General features: G+C 46.0%; 18 protein-coding genes, 1 other RNA gene and 1 riboswitch. Of the genes, 2 read left to right on the top strand and 17 right to left on the bottom strand.

The genetic code is table 11. From position 1 onward, the window contains the following. Position 1: 1 nt before the first annotated feature. From ACQ4M5_RS02945 to ACQ4M5_RS02885, 13 genes are all read right to left on the bottom strand, one after another. Complete coding sequence (locus ACQ4M5_RS02945; RefSeq protein WP_430674101.1) at positions 2-670, bottom strand: urease accessory protein UreF; 669 nt, start codon at positions 668-670, stop codon at positions 2-4. Beyond that, positions 654-1,142 carry an urease accessory protein UreE gene (gene ureE / locus ACQ4M5_RS02940; RefSeq protein ID WP_430674100.1) on the bottom strand — a complete coding sequence of 163 codons (489 nt, stop codon included), beginning with the start codon at positions 1,140-1,142 and terminating at the stop codon, positions 654-656. Before ureE ends, ACQ4M5_RS02945 begins: the two co-directional genes overlap by 17 nt. Before the next feature lie 11 nt (positions 1,143-1,153). After that, positions 1,154-2,137: a Gfo/Idh/MocA family protein gene (locus tag ACQ4M5_RS02935; protein WP_430674099.1), complete on the bottom strand. Its 984-nt coding sequence runs from the start codon at positions 2,135-2,137 to the stop codon at positions 1,154-1,156. 37 nt (positions 2,138-2,174) lie between these two features. Further along, positions 2,175-2,891, bottom strand: a complete 717-nt coding sequence (rnc, locus tag ACQ4M5_RS02930; RefSeq protein WP_430674098.1) for a ribonuclease III — start codon at positions 2,889-2,891, stop codon at positions 2,175-2,177. Between the two features lie 60 nt (positions 2,892-2,951). Continuing rightward, the gene (locus ACQ4M5_RS02925) at positions 2,952-3,560 is read right to left on the bottom strand and encodes a hypothetical protein (protein ID WP_430674097.1); all 609 of its coding nucleotides are present in this window, start codon (positions 3,558-3,560) and stop codon (positions 2,952-2,954) included. A gap of 252 nt (positions 3,561-3,812) precedes the next feature. Continuing rightward, an RNA gene (rnpB, locus tag ACQ4M5_RS02920) (RNase P RNA component class A) lies at positions 3,813-4,291 on the bottom strand. 31 nt (positions 4,292-4,322) lie between these two features. Beyond that, entirely contained in the window at positions 4,323-5,015 is a 693-nt protein-coding gene (locus ACQ4M5_RS02915; RefSeq protein ID WP_430674096.1) for a hypothetical protein, read from the bottom strand. 115 nt (positions 5,016-5,130) lie between these two features. Continuing rightward, complete coding sequence (locus ACQ4M5_RS02910; protein ID WP_430674095.1) at positions 5,131-6,537, bottom strand: pyridoxal phosphate-dependent decarboxylase family protein; 1,407 nt, start codon at positions 6,535-6,537, stop codon at positions 5,131-5,133. A 46-nt stretch (positions 6,538-6,583) separates the two neighbouring features. Continuing rightward, a complete protein-coding gene (locus tag ACQ4M5_RS02905) occupies positions 6,584-7,279 on the bottom strand; it encodes a Crp/Fnr family transcriptional regulator (RefSeq protein ID WP_430674094.1) in 696 nt (231 codons plus the stop codon). Positions 7,280-7,327: 48 nt separating this feature from the next. Then, positions 7,328-8,980, bottom strand: a complete 1,653-nt coding sequence (locus ACQ4M5_RS02900) for a hypothetical protein (protein ID WP_430674093.1) — start codon at positions 8,978-8,980, stop codon at positions 7,328-7,330. Between the two features lie 2 nt (positions 8,981-8,982). Continuing rightward, a complete protein-coding gene (locus tag ACQ4M5_RS02895) occupies positions 8,983-9,954 on the bottom strand; it encodes an ABC transporter ATP-binding protein (RefSeq protein WP_430674092.1) in 972 nt (323 codons plus the stop codon). 18 nt (positions 9,955-9,972) lie between these two features. Then, positions 9,973-11,616 carry a dynamin family protein gene (locus ACQ4M5_RS02890; RefSeq protein ID WP_430674091.1) on the bottom strand — a complete coding sequence of 548 codons (1,644 nt, stop codon included), beginning with the start codon at positions 11,614-11,616 and terminating at the stop codon, positions 9,973-9,975. Positions 11,617-11,621: 5 nt separating this feature from the next. Then, positions 11,622-13,676, bottom strand: a complete 2,055-nt coding sequence (locus ACQ4M5_RS02885) for a dynamin family protein (protein ID WP_430674090.1) — start codon at positions 13,674-13,676, stop codon at positions 11,622-11,624. A gap of 255 nt (positions 13,677-13,931) precedes the next feature. Here ACQ4M5_RS02885 and ACQ4M5_RS02880 point away from each other — a divergent pair, with 255 nt between their 5' ends. Beyond that, positions 13,932-14,411: a hypothetical protein gene (locus tag ACQ4M5_RS02880; protein WP_430674089.1), complete on the top strand. Its 480-nt coding sequence runs from the start codon at positions 13,932-13,934 to the stop codon at positions 14,409-14,411. Between the two features lie 410 nt (positions 14,412-14,821). On the opposite strand, the gene uca is transcribed toward ACQ4M5_RS02880, so the two are convergent. The 4 genes from uca to ACQ4M5_RS02860 all read right to left on the bottom strand — a co-directional run bounded on the left by uca (position 14,822) and on the right by ACQ4M5_RS02860 (position 20,924). After that, a complete protein-coding gene (gene uca / locus ACQ4M5_RS02875) occupies positions 14,822-18,415 on the bottom strand; it encodes an urea carboxylase (protein ID WP_430674088.1) in 3,594 nt (1,197 codons plus the stop codon). Further along, a complete protein-coding gene (locus tag ACQ4M5_RS02870; RefSeq protein WP_430674087.1) occupies positions 18,415-19,056 on the bottom strand; it encodes an urea amidolyase associated protein UAAP2 in 642 nt (213 codons plus the stop codon). The genes uca and ACQ4M5_RS02870 overlap by 1 nt, the downstream gene beginning before the upstream one ends. A gap of 13 nt (positions 19,057-19,069) precedes the next feature. After that, the gene (locus ACQ4M5_RS02865; RefSeq protein WP_430674086.1) at positions 19,070-19,771 is read right to left on the bottom strand and encodes an urea amidolyase associated protein UAAP1; all 702 of its coding nucleotides are present in this window, start codon (positions 19,769-19,771) and stop codon (positions 19,070-19,072) included. Positions 19,772-19,834: 63 nt separating this feature from the next. Then, a riboswitch (guanidine-I (ykkC/yxkD leader) is annotated at positions 19,835-19,936 on the bottom strand. Positions 19,937-20,159: 223 nt separating this feature from the next. Further along, the gene (locus ACQ4M5_RS02860) at positions 20,160-20,924 is read right to left on the bottom strand and encodes an SDR family NAD(P)-dependent oxidoreductase (RefSeq protein WP_430674085.1); all 765 of its coding nucleotides are present in this window, start codon (positions 20,922-20,924) and stop codon (positions 20,160-20,162) included. A 74-nt stretch (positions 20,925-20,998) separates the two neighbouring features. Here ACQ4M5_RS02860 and ACQ4M5_RS02855 point away from each other — a divergent pair, with 74 nt between their 5' ends. Next, entirely contained in the window at positions 20,999-21,217 is a 219-nt protein-coding gene (locus ACQ4M5_RS02855; RefSeq protein ID WP_430674084.1) for an isochorismatase family protein, read from the top strand. Positions 21,218-21,341 lie beyond the last annotated feature (124 nt).

Raw genomic sequence — 21,341 nt, 5'->3', positions numbered from 1 at the left:
GCTAACTTCTGAATAATCGGCTATACAGCGTTTCATGCGTCATGCTAGCGATCGACAAACCCCACCCACAACTTTCCAACTCTGAATCTTCAAGCTGAGCGATCGTACTTTTCCCAATCTCATCGCCCAATTTCAACAAAAGCTGCTGCCCTGCGGTTTGTCCGAGCGGAATGAGTTTCACGCCTGCACTGACTAAATTCGTTGCCCAACTGTGGAGATAGGCAACTAAGGCGGCGGATTCATCGATTTTCCAGAGAGCGGCGACGAGTCCGAACGCGATCGCGAAATTACAACCGTCTTCAAAGTTCGGAATCGGATCGGGGTGGAGCGATCGGAATAATCGGAGTAGGGAACCGCCCATTTGGAGAGATTGCGATCGTAGTTCTTCGGTTTCTCTTGCAGCGGTAAACCATTGATTCCAGTAGAGGAGTTGATCGAAATTTTGTGCGATCGTAGCTCGATGCGATCGAATTAACATTGCTGCTTCTAATCGAGCCGCTCCATAGTGCAATTCTTGAATGATCCAATGTTCTAGGTTAGCTACATTCTGGATCACACCTGTATGCACCAGTGTTTCTAATCCTTCTGAATAGCTGTATGCACCGACAGGTAAAGCCGGACTTGCTAACTGTAATAGTCGTAATAATGCTGGATTAGTGAGCGTGTCCATAAGCGCCAGATTCAGGTTGGAATGGAACGGTTTCAGATATGATTTCTAGTCCGCGATGCTCTAGTAGATCTTGTAAGACTGGATCGGGTGATAGTCTTAGATACGAGTCTGTAATCTCTAGTGGAACGTGACGATTACCTAAATGATATGCAGCTTGTAATAGATCTAACAGTGCTGAAGTCGTGACTGTTAAAACAGGTTCGGGTTTGGCTTGGATTTTAAGAAATTTACCTTCATCGGACTCTAACCAATCGCCATCTCTTAGCGTTGTGCCTCTGGGTAAATTTAGGTACACTTCTCGTCCGTCGTCGGATTGGAAAAGGAAGCGCGATCGCATTCTCTCTTCAGCCGTCAGCGACAAAATATAATCTGGCTCAGATTTAGGATCGATTCGGCGCGTAAAAGTCGGAGTCACAAGCAAATTCAGAAATCTACCGTACTCAAAATATCGCGCCTTTTTGAATTGAGGCAATTTTTAGAGGTTTATTTAATGTCGATCGCTTTCCCCTGCCGCATCGATTCCGACAACGCAACTAAGATTTGAACCAGTTCCGCACCAAGCCAACCTGAAGAAATCTCAGAAGCTCGATCGTTCTGAACGCACTCTAGAAAATGATTGCAGACTTCTTGTAATGGTTCTTGTTTGGAAAGCTCAAGAATTTCGCGACTTTGTTCGATCGGCTTAAACTGCGGATCGAATTTACCCCATTGCATTGTTAATTGCTCTGATGCAAGTTCATCGAAAATCAGCGTACCGTTTTCGCCCACAATGCACGATCGACGTTGCTTATCCGGATTGAGCCAACTCAGATGCAGCGTTGCCCGAAACCCGCTCGGATAAGTTAAAGTCGCCCACACTGTATCCGGTAAACCTTCCTGTAACCAAGTTGATCCTTTTGCTTCAACCAAATGTGGGCTTTCTCTTAACCAAAAATTCAAAATCGCGATGTCGTGAATTGCTAGATCCCAAAGTGCATCGACATCAGAGCGAACCGGACTGAGATGCGATCGCGTTGAATATCCATAATGCAGCTTACCAAGTTTCTGAACTGCTTCCCGTCCTTGAATTACCGCAGGATGAAACAGATAAGTATGATCTACGATTAATTGCCGCTGTTGCTGTTGTGCAAGTTGGCAAAGTTGAATCGATTCCGAAAAGCTTAGAGTTAATGGTTTTGCTGCCAGAACGTGAAGATTTTGTTTGAGTGCGGCTGTGATAAGTTCATTGTGAGTTGTTGCAGGTGTTGTAATCGCTACTGCTTCCAATCCGCTCAACTCTAAAGCATCTTGCCATTGTGTTGTGAGGAAAATCCGTTGATTTAGGTCAAACCGTTGGGCAACGGATTCTAATTGCTCTAGACACGGATCAACGATCGCGATCACTCGCGCTCCGGGATGCTGCAAAAAATTCCGTAACAAATGAACGCCCCAGCGTCCAACGCCGAAAAGTGCGATCGAAACTGACATACCAGGCTCCTTAAAAGGTTCGGCTGGCAAGTCGAGATTATGACTCCTGACCGCTCAGCACGATAAACGCTTCTTGTGCGGCTGCTTGTTCGGCAGCTTTACGCGATCGACCCGTCCCTTGTCCCATACAGCGTCCTTGAATCCAGACCTCTGCGACAAAGCGATGGGGATCGTTGTGAGTATTCCCGGTTTCTTGAGTGCGATATTCAGGTAGCGTTTTCTGATGCCCTTGTGTCCAATTTTGTAAAGCGGCTTTGTAGTTTTGACGGGCGGGATCAGCAAGGATCTCTTCAGCAAGGGGTTGGAACTGTTCATCGAGCCAGGGACGAACCAGGCTGAGATCTTGAGTGCTGAGATAGAGAGCGGCGAGGACGGCTTCGAGAGAATCGGCAAGACGAGAGGCACGTCCAGCAGGATCGGATTTGGCACTGGGAGCCACGAGAAGATAGCGATCGAATCCAAACGAATCTGCAATCTGAGCCAGAATACGATCGCTGACAAGTACCGATCGCAACGCGGTGAATTCTCCGACTTTCAAATTCGGATAAATCTTAAGCAAAAATTCCGCTGCGGCTAATTTCACGACTGCATCGCCAACGAATTCGAGTTGTTCATAATTGCGATCGGCAGAATACGTCACATGAATCAGCGCCAAATCCATCAGATTCCAATCGATCGCGTCAAGTTGCGAAATCCCTAAGCGTTGAATGAGGGTACGAAGTTCCTGCTGGCGGCGCGGATAAGCAATAGTCATCTGTGCAATCAAAAAATCAGGCTGATTCCATCGTAGGGGGTGAATCGGCTCTCAGACAAATTACGCAGATTTCAACACAGCATACGTGCGCTCAATTTCGCTGACGGTGGCGGTCGTCAGAAGCGGAACAGCGGGAATTTCTTCAGGGTTTGGTGAAATGGTTGTGACTTTTAACTGATCGGAACCGGGGAGGAAAGCCATCGTGCCGATCTTGGTGCTGCGCCAATGTTGCGATCGTACTTGTTCGATCGTGCCGGGAAAGACTCCTGCCAGTAATGCTAAAACTTCGTTGGGTAAGCCAACTACGACTTGTCGCCCAAAGAATTCTTCAAATCCAGCCAGTAATTTCTCTGCACGAATCATTGGATCAGGTTGCTCAACAATTCTTTGTAACCAGCGTCCCCACTGAATTCTCCGTCCGTAGGCGCGGCGACGATCCTCGACTGTGGTTGTGGCGATGAGTTCGGGAGAGCCGATCGCAATCACTGCTCGATAAGCAGGTTCAACAGCGCAATTGACCGCAGCACCAGGACCTGCAAACTCCGCGTGATATTGCTTACAGAGAATTAATCCGCTTTTCTTGTGTTCACTAATAGCAAACAGTGGCTCCTGCGTTCGGGGAAGTTCACAGAAGGTTGGGGGTTCGAGAGTAGAAGCTTGGCTTTTCACGGACTGACCCTACTCGGCTGTAGGTGAGAAGTTTCTTGACATCGGGCGCTTAATTCCCTACATCCTAGACCGGGGAACCGGATCGGATTCGGTCAATGACACCCACTTTGCTGAATCTACACATTGCTTCGTGCAGTTTAAAGCAATGTCGAAAGTAAAAGAGGCGTGTTTCTAGAATTGAAAGGTCGATCTTGCAAAAAATTCCGTGTTTTCCGCAAAGTTTTGGTGAAATCTCCGTGTTTTTGCGAAAAAGAGAAGAGTTAGACATAAGCCGGATTCTGTTCTCGCGCTGCAAACTGCAACGGAGGGCAGTTATCTATCTGGGATCGAAGTCACCTTCAACCTCAAGCGGTTCACGCTCACCTCGCTTCCGAAGAAGTCTGTGAGCCGTCGAAACAGGGAAAAACCCAACCCTTGTTTCGTCCGACCTTGCTCCCAACCGGGGTTTACCGAGCCAGTACCTCTCGATACTGCTGGTGCGCTCTTACCGCACCTTTGCACCCTTACCGGAGAGGGAGTGGGGGGTAGGGGGTAGGGAGTAAGAGAACACAAGAAAGTTTCTCGCATTTTCCACTCCCCACTCCCCACTCCCCACCTCTTCTCTGGCGGTATTTTTCTGTGGCACTTTCCTCACGCTCACGCGCACTGGGCGTTATCCAGCAAGCCTGGGTTTTTGGGAGTCCGGACTTTCCTCAGATTCTGATCGAATCCGCAACCGCCTCGCTCACTCTTCTCCAATCTAGAGTTTAGCCGATCGCAGGTTCAAGGTCTCCTAGGATTCCAGGGAAGTCCGGCTGTCCAGTCGAGTTTACGCACGTTCAGGCGGCAGACGATCGACACTTGGTTGCCGCCTGCTGAAGCGCCAAATCCCATAAACCGCAGTACCAAATAAAGATCAAATTTGAAGAGCGCTTCACCGTTCATGAATTGCTGGTAGAGCTTTTTTTTCGCGGCAGGAGCGATTTTAGGCGGTTTTTTGAAGTTGAGGACGGTTGCATCTCCTTGGAGGGCGCTATCACCATCCTTACGAGACAGCGTATCTTCAGCGAAGATGTCCTCCATCAAGGTTTTACCGGGAGCGACCGCGCTAAAGGCTTGACGCGGAAACACATCAGTTGGATTTCCGGCGACTCCGCGAGCGATCCGACGCGATCGAGGAGGTTCATATTGGTCGGTCATCGCACAGTAATCCCAATCCACATAAATGGCTTGCTCTTTGGATTTATTGGCGATGCGGATCTGGAGCTTCTTAAGTTCATCAAATTCGTATCGGTTCTCAAATTTGAAGCTGATTGCAACAGCGTCTTGTAGATTGAGGGCTTCGAGTTGCTCATTGAGATGGGCTTGATCCAGCCAGATCGTAAATTCATCGTTGAACGAAGTCACCATCTGGTAGAGCACATAGGTGACGCACAAAAAATAGACTGTTAGTAGAACAAAATCGAGTTCAGTCATTTCTTTCGAGCCGATACAGCTTTAATTCTGTCCTTATACCATCTTGCTGTAAATTGTGTTGAGGAATTTTAGGAAAACTTCGATCGAGATTAGAGTACGATCGCAAAGTCGCAATTTACCCGGCGATTTCTAAAAGGTTGTCAAAGAAGCGATCGATATCCACGGGTGTAATTTCAGGGTTAGCAAGAATCAGGCGAAGAATGGTTTTGCCATTAACTGAAGCATAATTTACCAGGCTTTTTCCGCTTTTGACTAAGCGATCTCGTAACTCTAGATTGAAGTGATCAATATCCGATCGATCTTTTGGAACATAGCGAAAACAAATATTGAGAAATTGTGTCGGCGCAACTAATTCTAGTGCTGAACAATCCATTACTTTCTGAGTTGCATACTGAGCTAGTTCTAACAATCGATTAATTTGCTGCTGATAGCCTTGTTTTCCATAGTATTGCCACGCTAACCAAAGCTTCACAGCATCGGCTTTCCTGCCACATTGCAGCGAGGTTAGACCCAAATCATAGTCTGAGTTTTCATGATCGTGAAATAGATAATCAGTGCCCGTATTAGAAACTGTTTCAGAGAGAATCCCTTGATGATTGATCAGAATTGCAGAACAGATTAGAGGAAGCCCCATGAGTTTGTGAGCGTCCCAGGTGAATGAATCTGCTAACTCACAACCTTGGAGCAGAGAAGAAGCCCGAACGCCATGCGCGGTATAACCATCGCTAAAAATTGCTGCTCCGCCCCAAGCTCCATCCACATGAAACCAAAGCTGGTATTTCTGAGCAATCTGAGCAATTTCAGGAAGTGGATCAAAGGCTCCAAGCACAGTAGTACCCGCAGTTGCAGCAACGAAAAAGGGAGTTTGACCGGATACGAGAGTGAGCGCGATCGCACGTTCAAGCTCATCGGGAATCATGCTCCCTTTAGCATCAGTTTTGACTTTGATCACATTGTTCAATCCGATTCCGAGAACATTCGCTGCTTTGAGAAAAGAATAGTGAGCTTGGTCTGAAACAAACACAGCAGCACGCTGAGAAAGTCCTTGATACTTCGCTCCTGGAAAGGCTCGATTTCTTGCACATAACATTGCAACTAAGTTTGCATTACTGCCACCTGTAACAAATGTTCCTTCACCGTGAAAGCCAATCCATGAATTCATTTCCTCGATTAATGCTTGCTCGATCAATGTTGCGACAGGAGCAATTTCATAGGTTGCCATTGAGGTGTTCGTTAAGCTTGTGAAGACCTCGCCGATAAATCCAGGGAGATTAAAACCAGAGAATAGCTGATTGAAAAATTGGCGATGTCCAGTTCTGACGCTGTAGTGAAGGTAAGTTTCTAGAAGGAACAGGAATTTGTCGATCGACACTCCTTGATCAGGGATCGATAAATCAATTTTGGTTTTAAGTAATTCTGGCTTGAGGTAATTCACCACAGGAGTGGCTGTATCGGAATTGTCCTCTAAGTACTGATTGATTAGATGGAATGCTTTTGATAACAATTCGTTCTGGTCGATCATCTTCGTGTGAATTTCTTGCGGTAGGGTTAAGCGTATCAAGAAATTGCTAACCGATCGAACCGTGGGCAATCTGGTCTAAGGCTTGCTTGTTGAGAATTGTGATTTTTCCGCCTCGATGATAAGTCACAACGCCGTGAAGCTGTTTGAATAGCCGAACGCATTCTTCATAGGTAATGCCGATTCTTCGGGCAATGTGATAGTGAGATTGAAGATCAATGCGAGATTCAGACGGGTCTGAGCCAATTTGCTGCTCGATCGCGGTTTCTTGAATCAATCGGGCAAGACGCACGATCGCCCGTTCGGAGACTAAACCATGCACCGTTTCATGAAGTTGTTGCAGGCGTTGATTGAACACTGCCATCATGCTGAATGCAATTTCTGGGTTAGTTTGAATTGCTTTGAGCAAGGTTTCCCGCTTGATTTTCAGCACCTCAGTCGAAGTTTCTGCGATCACGGTTGCAGGCGCGATCGCATTTCCAAATAAAGCAGGGGCGGCGAAAAATTCTCCAGCGTTCAAGGTGCGAAGAATCGTTTCTTTTCCGGTCGTGGCAGTTTTGATTACGCGCAGTTTACCGTCGATCAGAGCATAGAGGGCGGCAGAGAGACGATCGCCCTCCTGCATAATCGTTTCACCTGTTTGAAAGCGCTGCACATCTGCATCAGGTAGCAACTGGGCGAGTTGTTCTGATTTGAGATTGGCGAGTATCGAAACTTGGGCAAGTTGCTCGATCGTGGCTTTCATCAGAAGAGTTGCGTCTCAGATCGGTTTTCAGACTCACAGTAGCGCATTCTATTTTTCAAGAGTTGAGAGTAATTTTGTCGATCGACTTGCTTTCAGTTCAGATGCTCCGATGTGATGGACTTGTCGAGCAATCAGCGCATTGATTCCAGCAATTAAACTAAATTGAGCAATCAACGAACTCCAAATTGACGTTGGAATTTCGCTCGTTACAAGCGTCCAGAGAAACGGAGATGTGAGAATCACAGTGTCTCTCAATGAGTTTGAAATCAAATCTCTTAGCGACAATAGTGAGGCGAAGAGGGCGGGAACGAAAGTGAGTAGAACAATCACGCCGATCGCAATAAAGTTACGATTGCGGGTTCTTTGAATCACAATCCACTGCACGATCGACGCATACAATGCCATCAATGTGAGACTTAGAAACACTAGCATAATTGCAGTTTCTTCTCGACCCTCAACCCATTTCTGCTCGAAACTGAATACAAATCGCCACATCCCGAACGCGATCGCTAAGTTTAGCGCGATCGACAATCCGACTGGACTCTGATCATGCAGCAATAGATCTTTGAGCAGAGATGATCTTGGAGATTGACTACGGCGATATCTTGCCCAATCCATCACAGCTTGTCGCTGAGGAGTGAGAATTGCGATGAGTGTGAGAAAAATTAGCAAATTCATCGCGATCGCCATCCAGATGAGACCAAAGGCTTGGTCGGATGCAAGTGGAGATCTTTGATCTTGAACACTAAGTCCTAAAACAACGATCTGAAGATACAAGACCAATCCATAGCTTTGACGTTTCCGCAGAATGGTTGCAGTGGGTTGATGGAAACATCGAATTAAACCTTGCCAAATCCATGCACATAGGATTGCAACGTTCGTCAGCGTGAATAAATGTGCGATCGCGATATTTTTGCTAATCTGCAATCCGTACCATGTCCAGTACGAATCGGCATAGTTTGTGAAATAGGTGATCGGCTGTTGTAGCAGAGCTTTCCAAGTGGTTTCTGAATTCCATATTAGATAACCCCATACATACAGAGAACTCACAATCAAAACATAAGCGATCGTGACCCCAAGCGCTTGAGCGGAATGTTTTAGAATCGATTTGCTAAAAAACCCGAACAGTAAAGTAAAGCTAAAGATCAAAAATGCGCCTGCTGCAATGACCAAGTAAAAACTGAGCAAGAAGCTCACTGGTAGTTCTGCTTTTAGCGTGATGAAGAGATGAAAGGGAATAAGAGACGCGATCGCACAATACACCAAGATCGGAACACCCAGAATTTTACCCAGTAAAATCGTTGTTGCCGATTGTGGACTTAATCGCACAAAATCAAGAGTTCCGTGGCGTTCCTCGTTCTGCAAATCGCTGAGTAATAGATACGTTCCCGGAGCAATTAGGAGAAAGGGGATGGCTGTGTAAAGCGTTTGTGCGATCTGCTGCCACCAAAATACCCAATCGATCACAAATGTCTTGGGATTGTCATAGCAACCACGTGTTAAGACACCATTGATGATTTGAGCGCAGTACCAAGAGTATCTGAGATCTTCTGAGGTTGGAAGCTGTGTATAAAAGGACAGAAACAAAAGCACTTGAGCCACGATCGACAAAGCCATCACTGTGAGAAAACTGCACCAAGTCAGTCGCCCTTTCAGTTCCCGGAGCAGTTGAGGATTGAGATTTCCAATGTGATCCAACATAGTTATGATGCCTGTTGATGTCCAAGTTTGAGAAAGATGGTTTCGAGATCGTCTTGTGTACAGTGAAATTCAGTCAGCGGAATTCCAGCTTGAATCAGCGATCGTAGTAAGTCCGCACACGTCGCTTGATCTCCTGTAAATTCAACTTTGAGTTGCTTATCTGACTGTGGTTCGATGCCCTGAATGAATGAAAACTGTTGAAGCTCCCGTTTGAGATTATCTAACGATCCCAAGGTCGAAATTAAGATTTGCTGCCGACTGAGGCGACCATACAATTCCTGAAGTGATGCACTTTCAACGAGGTAGCCAAGTTCCATAATGCCGATCGAGGTGCAAAGTTCTGCTAAATCGCTCAAGACGTGCGAGGAAATTAAAATCGTCATGCCAGCGGATTGCAGCGTTTTGATGATGTCACGGAACTGCATTCGGGCGATCGGATCGAGTCCTGACACTGGCTCATCCAAAAGCAAAATCATCGGTTCATGAAGCACAGTTCTGGCTAATCCCAATCGCTGTTTCATCCCACGTGAAAGGGTTGCAATTCGAGCATTGCGTTTCTGTGTAAGTTGAACGAGTTCGAGGACTTCGTACAATCGCTGCGATCGATGGGGTTCTCTCAGGCGATACAGTCTCGCGAAATAATCAAGATAGTCCCAAACATTAAGATCGTCATAGAGCGGAAAATCATCGGGGAGATAGCCCAGATAACGCTTGATCTCCGGAAATTTACGCGGGTGAAAGCGCTGACCGTTAAAGCTGATTTCTCCGATCGTGGGTTCTTCGATCAGTGCCAACATCCGAATCAGAGTCGTTTTTCCGGCTCCGTTGGGACCGATCAAGCCGTAAACTTCGCCGCTTAGAATGTCGAGATGAACATCACTAACAACAGCGCGTCGGTCGAATCGTTTCGTTAATTGTTGGGTGGAAATCGCAAGCGATCGAGGAGATGAGCAAATCGGTGAAGGACTTTGCATTGGTGAATGCTAGTAATTTCACTGATAGCTTAACCTCGAATTTCTGGAATTTGAAATCTCTTTACAATTTGCGAATGAGTCGAATCGCTCTAAGGTCGATCGTAATAATTGCAGTTGATAATTTTGATGGAGTTGAGGTTGGGAAAGGTCGATCGCGAATGTTCGCTCTGCAACTTTTTGATAGTCTGTCAGTGCAGCGAGATTGAGACGGCTGAAGTGTATTAGATATTCTTTCGCCAATTCTTGATAGATCTGAGCATTCGTCTCGGATGTGCTAGAAAACTGATCTAAAGCTTTGTCCAATAGATAAGAAGCACCACCAAAAACAGCCGCTCCAATGGGTCCACCGAGTACCCATCCGACTCCGGTTGCAACTGCGATCGGGACTTCATCTGAGAGTCCAGTTTGCTCTGTAGAAGAAGGAGGCTCAATTTCTAAAGTTGGAAATGTAACTAGCAATTGATGAGGTCGATCGCGCTCAAAAATTTCACAAGCTTGATGAACCCATTTGACGATCGCTTGTTGATAGTCGATCGCAGTGCGCTTAAATTCCCCAGTTTCCCAAGTTCTAAAAGTCTGAGACTGAAGCGCCGTTGCTACTTCAAATTGATAAGTCGCAAGCAGATTATCAATCTCTAACCAGGTATGAAATTCTAGAACACTCGCTGCAAATCCTTTTTCGATTAAGGCTTTTGCTTTTTGTTGAATCTCAAATCGCTGTTGTGCGACAGTTGTTTCAGAGGCGATTTGAGTCTCGATCGTATCAATCTTGACTTGTAATGCTTGTCTAACTTGATCAATCAGCCGTTGTACTTTTGTGGTTTGCGGGGTCTGTTTCAATTGATAGTGAGCCGCGATCGTATGAAGTGCCGTTTCAAAGATTGGTAATCCTGAACTTTGAGCCGCTGCTTGATCTCCTTTCAATCGACTTCTCAAAGCAGGTAAAGCATCGACGCGATACAGGTTACTCACTCCATCAGGCAACTCTGCTCGAAAGCTCTCCGCCACAAATCGAAGCCGCTGATAGACTTGCTTTTGATCTTCAGGCTCAAGCAAATTGAGAAAATTCACCACAAAAATAACGGTTGTGATTCCTCGATCGAGCAACCAATCTCGCAAGTGTTCTCGCTCACCCAAAGTCATTAATTTTCGTCCATCTAGGACTTGGATGACTAAATCTGCTTTGAATAGCTGTGATCGAACTAATTCGTCTTGGGCTTCGCGATCGTTCGTTCCGGGTAAATCGATCAGTTCCACACCAGATTGCAGTAAAGGGTGTGGACAAAAGACTTCAACCGAACTTACATCGTCTCGCATTCGTCGATCGTCGTCCAGAATCGCGAATTGTTTCAGCACATCTGTGCCTGCCTCCACAACTTCACGCCCATCTGTAAATCGAATCTTTGTTGCAAGCATTTCACCGTAGCAGACTCGAATAGCGGCTCCGGTTGTCGGAATTAGAGCGATCGGCAAAGCCCGTTCTCCCAAAATGGCATTGAGTAACGTGGATTTGCCATAGTTAAAGGGACCAAACACCGCAATTTGAAAAGCAGATCGGGAGTCGTAGAGTGCTTCAATTTCGCAGCGTAGAGAATCACGCGACTCTAACTCTAAACTCCCGATCGCGCAATTAAAAGCATCGATTAGCTCTTGAGATAACATTGCAATTAATTGGTAATGAGTGATTGGTAAGTCGTTTCTAAGCTGTCACATTCAGATGCGATCGCACGTTCCACCGATTGCAGTCGATTCAATTCAACAGTGCGATCGATTTCGCGTGATTTCTTTTGTTCTAGTAGATTATCCAACTCAGCTTTGCGCGATTGAATGTCATCATCAATGCGTTGAACGACTTCTTTTTCGTACACATCAAAGCATTCTTGCACAGCATTGTAAATCGGTTGCCATTGTTCCTGAACGACTCGCGGCAAGTATTTCACTAGCTCTTTTTTCACCGATCGTGCAAACTGCTTCCGAGCATCTTCGGCTTGCAACAGTCCCACACCTAGTCCAGCCAGCAAGATACCAAACGGACCCAGAATCGGCGCAAACAAGAAAGCAATGCCCCAAGTTGCAATTAAATTAAGCAGAATGCTCTTGAAGTCAAATCCGCCTGCTGCTAGTGCCGCTCCTGCAATGTTGCCACGAGCTAGAGAAAACAATCCCATCGCCCATTTTGCCCAGCTTGGAGTATCATCGCCATCGGAGTTTAAACGCGGCTGAATCTTCTGCCCTGTCAGCCTTTGAGTAATCTGCTGTGTCACTTCTCCGTAAGATGCTCCATGTTTAGCCGCACTTTGAGAAAGCTGTGAAAAAGCAGCATTTAATTCTTGCTCTGCGGTGAATGTCCAAGCAAAGAACTTATCATTGACATAGCGTTGAAAACCAGCTTGTGCCGCTTGATTAAACTGTTCGCGCTTTGTTTCACTGAAGAAGTCGAGGAACTGCAATTCGGGCGGCTGGTACTGGAGAAAATCTTGCTCAAAGGTGTTCTCTAAGTTCAGGACATAAGTGCGAAAGGAATCTGCAATCTGTCTCGATTTACGATCGCGCAAACTCCGAATCTCGTCTCGAAATCGATCGCGAATTTCGGAAAGCTGCTGGAACTGAGGTTGCACTGACTCTAATCGCTGCTCCAATTCATTAACCGATTGATCTAACAATGGAATCCGACGAGCGATCGCATCATTCACCCGAACCTGAGTTTGTCGCGCCAAAGTTCTTACCTGTCGCAATTCAGCGATCGCTCTTTCTTGGGTGAGAAAGACATTCAGCGATCGTAAAAACTCAGAAAATCCCGTACCTTCTAATGCAGCATTGCTATCTTTGATTCGTTTTCTCAAAGCTTTCAAGGCTGAGATTTCAAAGACTCTTTCATCATAGAGATCATAGCCATCAATCTGACAGTATTCAGCTAAATTTGCTCGAAACACTTTACGCAGTTTCGTTTCTGCTTCAGTTAGTTCTTCCGAATCATCTGGATCAATTAAGCTCTCCTTCACCTGATCCCAAGCATTGATCAAGAAAAAGATGGATAATCCTCGCCCTTTAATATAGTTCTCCAGGTAGCGTCTTTCACCCAAAGTGCAAGGTTGCGTGGCTCTGAGAACAAATAAAATCGCGTGACAGTTGTTGATATAGCCCAGTGATAGTTCATTTCGTGCTTCAGTATCATTCAATCCTGGACTATCAACAATCTCGATTCCTTTTTCTAGAAGCGGCAGCGGATATTCCACGATCGCATGACTCACATCCGGAAAGGCTTGTTGTTTCTTCTGCTCCAAGTCTTTTGCTTCTTCTGGGCTGATTGTATATCGCACTTTGAAACTCGCAAAATCGATCTGTTCTGGTGCTTTGCCATCATTGAAATGCACCGTCACTCGCTTTTCTGCTCCATAAGTTAGCACCGTGAGCAATGCAGTACAGGGATTAACATCGCTAGGCAGTAGATTTTCACCGATTAAGGCATTGAGAAACGTACTTTTACCGCGCTTCATGTCTCCCAATACCAGCAAGCGAAACACTCCCTGCTTGAGCGTTTGAGCCGCGATCGACAAATCTTCAATTTCGCGCTCTAAGCCCAACTGTCCAGAAGCTTCTTTGCCCTGAAGTTCAGCGTTGGATAGCGTTTCAGACAGGGTATTGAGATGTTGAGCAACAGATCGGCGCATCTGAGCAACACGATCGAGATCATCGAGAAAGCGATTGGTTTCAACTTGCATAGTTCAAGCCACTAAAGATTGAGCGAGAAGGCTTCCGTTTGCCAGAGTGTAACATCGTCCTTGAGAAGCGATGCTCGGACTGTGACACTGGATATTTCCCACTCCAGTAAGCCCGAATCCTGTCGCTGGCTAACCTCGTGTTATTTGAAGAATTGAGCTATTTTGCGGAATTTTAGAATCGATGGCGAATTAGTAATTATTATCTCGTCGTAGAACTGTGCTAAAAGTTCGATCGCTAAATTTGGAGTATTCCTGATGAAACGTTTACTGACCCTCTCTTTGCTTGGAATTTTGCTGAGTCCAACTCTCCCAGCTTTGAGCCAATCTGCTCAACCTAACATTCGCTCCTACATTGGGCTAGGCTATCGAACTCTGCCTCAAGGCTTCAAAGACACCGGGGGCTGGGTCGTGAAAGGCGGTCGATATCGGGCTGATCTTGTGCAGCGAGGAAACACCAGAATGGTTTGGTTTAACAGAGCACTTCCATGGAATCGGGGCGGCGCGGTTCCAGTACGAGTGGTGGATGTGATGGAACTCCCGACATTTCCCAAATCACAAGCCTTGCACTTTGCCTTCTGTCGGCTGAATGGGGTCAACGATCGAGAAATTTTTGCGATCGCAGAAGCGACTGACGATGATATTCGGACAAACATTGTTCAAGCTTGGAGAGCGAATACGAAAACTGAAAAAATTGAGCCAATTAGCACGAAGGGAATTTCTTGTCCACACGTCTAAGAGGATGTTTGAACCGTATCGTTGATTGCGTGATCCGCCCCCGGAATGAATTCGGGGCTAACAGAACGAAGTCCACTGAAGGGGACTAATAACAAGATTAGGTTCGGTCTTCAGTCCTTTTAGAGGACTTCGCAGCGTTAGCCCCGACTTCCAGTCCGGGGCGAAATGGAACGAAGCGAGGAAGCTTTTTATACTTTTCAAATGCGCTCTAAGCGTTCTATCAATTTGCATAAAACACTTTAGCGATCGTGCTGGAGAAATTTCGATCGCCTTCTAGTAATCTTTGGCTTTGTAACAAATTTTTCAGATTGCCCCAAAGCTGGTAAACCGAATTAACCCTTCAGTCGATTTCCAATCACGGGATGGACTACAACGCATCGAAACCACTTTTTATACCTTTAGAGCGTTCTTCAAGCCTGCTGGATTACACATAGCGTTTGTCCAGTCGATACCATTTGCCCTTGACTACAAAAGACTTCGGAAACAGTCCCATTGGTTGGAGCATCTACGGTGATTTCCATTTTCATCGACTCTAGAATGATTAAGCGATCGCCTTCTTTTACTGTTGCGCCTTTTTCAACGACGATTTGCCACACGTTCGCGGGCACTTGTGCGATCACAGCTTGACTATTCGGAGGAAGCTCGAATGATTGCGCTTCTATTGTTGCTTCTGGATCTTCAGCAACTTGAGCTAGGAGAGGATTCGCTGCCCAACGTTCGCGTTCTGCTTCAAAGGCGGCTTGCTGAGTCGCTTTGAAAATTGCGGTTTCGGTTGCAATCGATCGAAGAAATTCGTTGTATTGTTTCAAATTAAAAGTCGTCTCTTCAATTCTGAGATTTGCTCTGCCTTGAATAAAGTCTTTGCGGAGTTGTAATAGTTCATCGGCAGTGACCGGATAAAAGCGAATCTGATCAAAGAAGCGGAGTAACCAAGGCTTTCCAGGCTCAAATTCTGAAGTCTCGTGAAAGGTATTCCACATCTGTACGGTGCGCCCTACAAACTGATAGCCTCCAGGTCCTTCCATGCCATACACACAGAGATAAGCGCCTCCGATTCCAACAGCGTTCTCCGGTGTCCAAGTTCGGGCGGGATTGTACTTCGTTGTGACCAATCGATGACGAGGATCGATCGGGGTTGCAACAGGAGCACCTAAGTAGACATCACCTAAACCGAGAACTAAGTAGCTGGCATTAAAAACGATTTCGCGAACTTGTTCAATTGTTTCTAGTCCATTGATGCGACGAATGAATTCAATGTTGTTCGGACACCACGGAGCATGAGGATTCACCGATCGCACATATTTCTCGATCGCGAGTTGGGTCGATTCGTCATCCCACGACAGCGGAAGATGAACAATGCGGGTCGGGATTTCGAGATCGTCGATCGTAGAAAGTTCCTGTTCTGCTGCGATTAGAACATCGAGCAACTGATCTAATGATAAAACGCGGCTGTCGTAGTGAATTTGTAGCGATCGTATTCCTGGTGTTAAATCTAAAATTCCAGCTTGTGGATGCTCAAGTAACCAAGTCATCAGAGCATGAACATGGAAGCGTAGATTCAGATCAAGTACTAAGTCACCGTATTCTACTAATAGATACTTATCTCCAGAGCGGCGGTACTTCACGGCAAGCTGTTCTGAAGATGCTGGAATCTCATGCAAAATCGCACGATTTGGGAGTTTAGAACTTGGAACTTCAATGGGTGTAACTGGCTTTAGAGTGCTGATTTCTTCGTCTTGGATTCGCTCTTTTTGAATGGCTTCTGTAAGTATCAAACGTTGAAATCGAACCTTATCACCGGGTTTAAGCTGTCCAATTTTCCAGAGTTCAGCTTGTACGATCGTGGCAGGACAGACGAATCCTCCTAAACTGGGACCATCAGGACCAAGAATGATCGGCATATCCCCTGTAAAGTCGATTGTCCCGATCGCATAAGCATTGTCGTGAATGTTCGAGGGATGCAATCCTGCTTCACCGCCATCTGAACGCGCCCACTTTGGTTTTGGTCCAATTAATCGAACTCCGGTTCGAGCCGAGTTGTAATGCACTTCCCAATCGGTTGAGAAAAGCATTTCGATGTCTTCGTCGGTAAAGAAATCGGGTGCGCCATGAGGTCCGTAGAGAACACCAATTTGCCAATGAGAGCTATAGTTTGGAATTAGTTCAGGGGCAATTGAACTTGGATTGATTGTTTCATCTGATGAATTGAGCTTTAGAATGTCTCCAATTCGTAGAACTCTACCGCAATGTCCACCGAACTGCCCTAATGTGAATGTTGACTTGCTTCCCAGATAGTCAGGAACATCAAAGCCATGTTGTACTGCAAGATAAGTTCGCGCTCCAGCACCTTGAATTGTAGTGAGCTTTAGAGTGCTTCCTGCTGTTACAGAAATTGCTGTCCAAAAAGGAATTGGTACTCCATCCAGTTCTGCTTGCATCGGCGCACCTGTTAGGCAGATCACAGTGTTGCAATTAAACCGCAATGTTGGACCTGTGACGGTAAGTTCTAGTGCCGCACAAAATTCTGGATTTCCTAAGATACGATTAGCAAGTCGAAACGCGAGATGATCCATCGGTCCTGATGGCGGGACTCCCACGTTCCAATAGTGCATTCGTCCCGGATAGTCTTGAATCGTGCTGAATGTGCCAGGGGAAAGCACTTCGATCGAGTTCGGTGAATAGTGAAAAGAGTCGAGAAACCGAGTACTGAGATTCGCGATCGCAAATTCCGAACTTGCCAAAACTTGCTGTAAATAATCTAGATTCGTCTCAATTCCCGCAACGGTTGAACGCTCTAATGCTGTCGTTAATTGAGCGATCGCACTTTCTCTCGAATCTGCATGAGCAATCAATTTTGCAATCAGCGGATCATAGTAAGGTGTAATCTCAATCCCCCGTTTGATCCAACTATCACAGCGAATCGAGTCGGGAAAAGTGACTTCGGTTAATGTTCCAGAACTCGGCTGAAAGTTCTTACCCGGATCTTCAGCATAGAGACGAACCTCGATCGAATATCCTTGAGTTCTAGGCTGATGTAGAAAGCTACTATCTCCCGATGCTAACCGAATCATCCACTCGACTAAATCAACTCCGGTGACTGCTTCTGTTACACCATGTTCGACTTGTAGACGAGTGTTGACTTCTAGAAAATAGAAAGATTGTCGATCGACATCAAACACAAATTCGACTGTGCCTGCCGATTGATAATTTACAGCTTTCGTGAGTCGCAATGCTGCATCGTAAAGCTGTTCGCGAAGTTCATCACGAATTCCAGGTGCGGGAGTTTCTTCGATGACTTTTTGATTGCGACGTTGGATTGAACAATCTCGATCGCCCAGTGCAATTACTCGCCCTTGTCCATCCCCAAACACTTGCACCTCAATATGACGTGCTTTTTCTACATAGCGTTCTAGATAGATTCCACCCTGCTTAAAATTGTTCTGGCCAAGGCGTTGTACGGTTTGAAATAGTTCAGCCAGTTGGTCTTGACTCCGACAAAGCTGTAGCCCGATTCCACCTCCTCCGGCTGTACTTTTCAGCATGACCGGATAGCCAATTCGCTCCGCCTCAATTTGTGCTTGTTCAACACTCTCTAATAACGAAGTTCCTGGTAGTAAGGGCACTTGATTTTGGGCAGCAAGTTCTCGTGCCGTGTGTTTTAGTCCGAAGCTTCGCATTTGCTCAGGAGTCGGTCCAATGAACACAATTCCCGCTGCTGCACAAGCTTCCGCAAATTCAGCATTCTCGCTCAAAAATCCGTAGCCCGGATGAATTGCTTGTGCTCCTGTTGTTTGAGCCGCTTCGAGAATTCGATCCCATCTGAGATAGCTGTCTGATGCCAATGCAGACCCGATCGCGATCGATTCCGTTGCCATCGACACGAAAGGAGTGTACTGATCCGCCTCAGAGTAGACGGCAACCGAAGCAATATTTAATCGATCGAGTGTCCGAATAATCCGACAGGCGATTTCTCCACGATTGGCAATCAGAACTTTCTCAAACATTAGATGCTATCCCACACAATCAATTGAATCGGAGTCGGATTGTAGCCATTACACGGATTGTTCATCTGAGGACAATTGGAGATTACGACTAAGGTATTCATTTCAGCCCGCAAATCAACAATGCTACCCGGATCAGAGATTCCATCAACAATCTCAAGCGTTCCATCTTCACTCACGGGAACATTCATGAAAAAGTTGATGTTGCTCGTCATGTCTCGCTTACCCATGCCGTAATCTTTCAGCGCATAAAGAAAGTTTTCCACGCAAGCATGTTGCCATTTTTTATCTAAGCCAAATCGAACTGAGTTACTTTCGCAGCTACAAGCTCCTCCAGAGGTATCATGTTTGCCACAAGTATCATTTAGCACCGTCATCAAAACATTTCCGTCATTTGAGTAAAGCTTTGTGCCCGTGGTGATAAAGATGTTTCCCTGTGCACGGATTGTGTCGGGGGCACTGTAGCGCTCGCTCGTATCATCGGCATTGTAAACGAGAAAATCAACGGCTTGATTGCCACCGAGATCAACAATGCGAAGAACTTGTCCTTTTTTGATCACTTTCGCCCAAGGCTTACGAGCAGGCAGCACTTGATCATAAATCGCTAACTTTGGATCAAGCTGAACATCGATCGTAGTCATCATTCACACTCCTAAATTAAGCAAAAATCGCATCCGTATTTTGGAAGCCTCGCAGCACTTCTGGATTCGCAGTCCGGCAGGGATCATCCGAGGTGGGGTCTGGAGAATTCCATACGATCGCACGAATCGGTTTCGGATCATAGTTCGGATCGAGCGGATGCGGACAATTTGAGAGAACAACTAAGACATTCATCTCTGCTCGTAAATCAATGAAGTCTCCAGGCTGTGCGGTTTTGCCTGACCATATCAAGTTCCCATTCCGCTCAACGCTAATCCGAGTAAAGAGATTGAGGTTTGGCATGATATCTTTTTTGCCAAGATTGCGTTTGATCAAGGCAAGCATAAAATTATCGCGTGAATTCTTATAGTCCCCGTCACCATACTTTGCATTGGTTGCAAGGTTACTACAGCCACCTAAAGTATCGTGATAGCCACAAGTATCTTCAGTAATGGAGAACAGAACGCGCCCCATGTCGGAGTAAAGCACCATGCCTTTTTTCAGAAACGCATTGAACTGAATTTTTGCAGTATCAGCAGCGTTGTATCGCTCGATCGAGTTATCCGCGTTGTAACAGAGCATTGCTACGCCGCTCGATCCTTCTGGAGCCATGATTCGCAGTGTTCGCCCGCGTGGAACAATCTGCGACCAGTAAGCACCGCCTGGAATCGTTTCATCACGAGCAATTAGGGCTGCATCAATCGTTGTATCTGGGGACATCACCAACTCCTTTTTGAAACTGCAAAAGCCCAGGAAGCCTTCAGCGATCGTCCTGCTGGTTGGCTCTCCCGGGCTTTTCTCCCTCCGTGTAGCTGTCCTGTTCAGAACAGCGGCTTCTCTCGGACCAGACATTCAAACTGAATCGGAACCCTAGAAGCAAATTTGTAGTGTCTTGAATCTGTCTGCCAAGACTTCTAGCATGAATCAGAGACAGATGTAAATATGGACAAAGATAGAGCATAAAACTGTATTAAAAGCTACTAAGTAGGAGAGCCAAATTAAACCGCTCGTTGGGTTTGGGTTTCGACTGCGCTCAACCCTCGAAGAATCGGGTGTTGCGCGTTGAGCGGAGTCGAAACGCATCTTACGATTAATCTCACCCATCTACTTATATGATAGTTTTTCCACCATCGATTAGTAGGGCGGCTCCCTGCATTAACTGAGGTGCATCACTCGCCAGAAATAATGCGACTTGAGCGATTTCTTCGGGTGTTCCCAATCTTCCGATCGGCATAGAGGCAACACTCTCGGCTTTCGCTTTGATTGGGTCAGCTTCTTGCTCAAATTCTTGATTTAGCAGTGCTGTGTCGATCGGTCCTGGACAGAGTGCATTGATCCGAATGTTTTCTCGTGCATATTCTAGCGCCAGCGCACGAGTCAGAGATAGAACGGCTCCTTTCGTAGCACAGTAAGCAGAATATAAAGGTTGAGCTACGATCGCAAGCTCAGAAGCAGTATTGATAATTACACCGCTTTTTTGTTGCTGCATGTGTGGAATGACTTGCTGACACAGATAAAAGGTTGCCATGAAGTTGACAGCAAATAGTTTCTCTAGAGTCTCAGGCGTGACAGCGGTGAAAGGCTCGATCGATGAAATTCCCGCATTGTTGTAGAGGATATCAATTCGGTTGTAGCGTTGATAACACTGTTCTACCACTGCGATCGCGGTTTGTCGATCGGATAAATCTGCGGCAAAAAACTCAAACTTTAGCCCTTGTTCGTTGAGTTCCTTGGCTAATGTCTGTCCTGCTTCAACAGTTCGATCGACTCCAAACACAAATGCGCCTTCTGATGCAAACAATCGCGCGGCAGCAAGTCCAATTCCTGCACTTACACCAGTGATTAAAGCAATCTTTCCACTTAATCGCGCCATGATTGATCTCCTGATCTTTAAATTCAGTATCGCGGATTGCAACTTGATCGCAATCATTGTTCTACGTTCAAAGTATGATGACTAAAAGAACAGTTCTAACTCGACAGCATCCATTTGAATTTGAAGTATCACAGACGGCACTGCTTGTGATTGATATGCAAATTGATTTCTGCGATCGTACTGGTTTTTGTAGTGCAAATCTTAAGGCGGATGTGTCTGCAATTCAAGCCATGATACCAAGATTACAGAACGTGGTTGAATGGGCACGTCGCCAAGGAATTTGGATTATCTAGGGCTTGCTGAGGAAGTCTAAGAAGCTTTCTAGGACTGAATTTCAGCGGGATAAATTGCTGATAAAATGCAAGATAAAGCACTATAAACCGTGCAAAAACCTTGCATCTGATTTTACTATGTACC

The organism is Leptolyngbya sp. AN10 (assembly GCF_050565645.1).
Lineage (GTDB): Bacteria > Cyanobacteriota > Cyanobacteriia > Leptolyngbyales > Leptolyngbyaceae > Leptolyngbya.
This window is presented reverse-complemented; position numbering and strand designations above follow the sequence as displayed.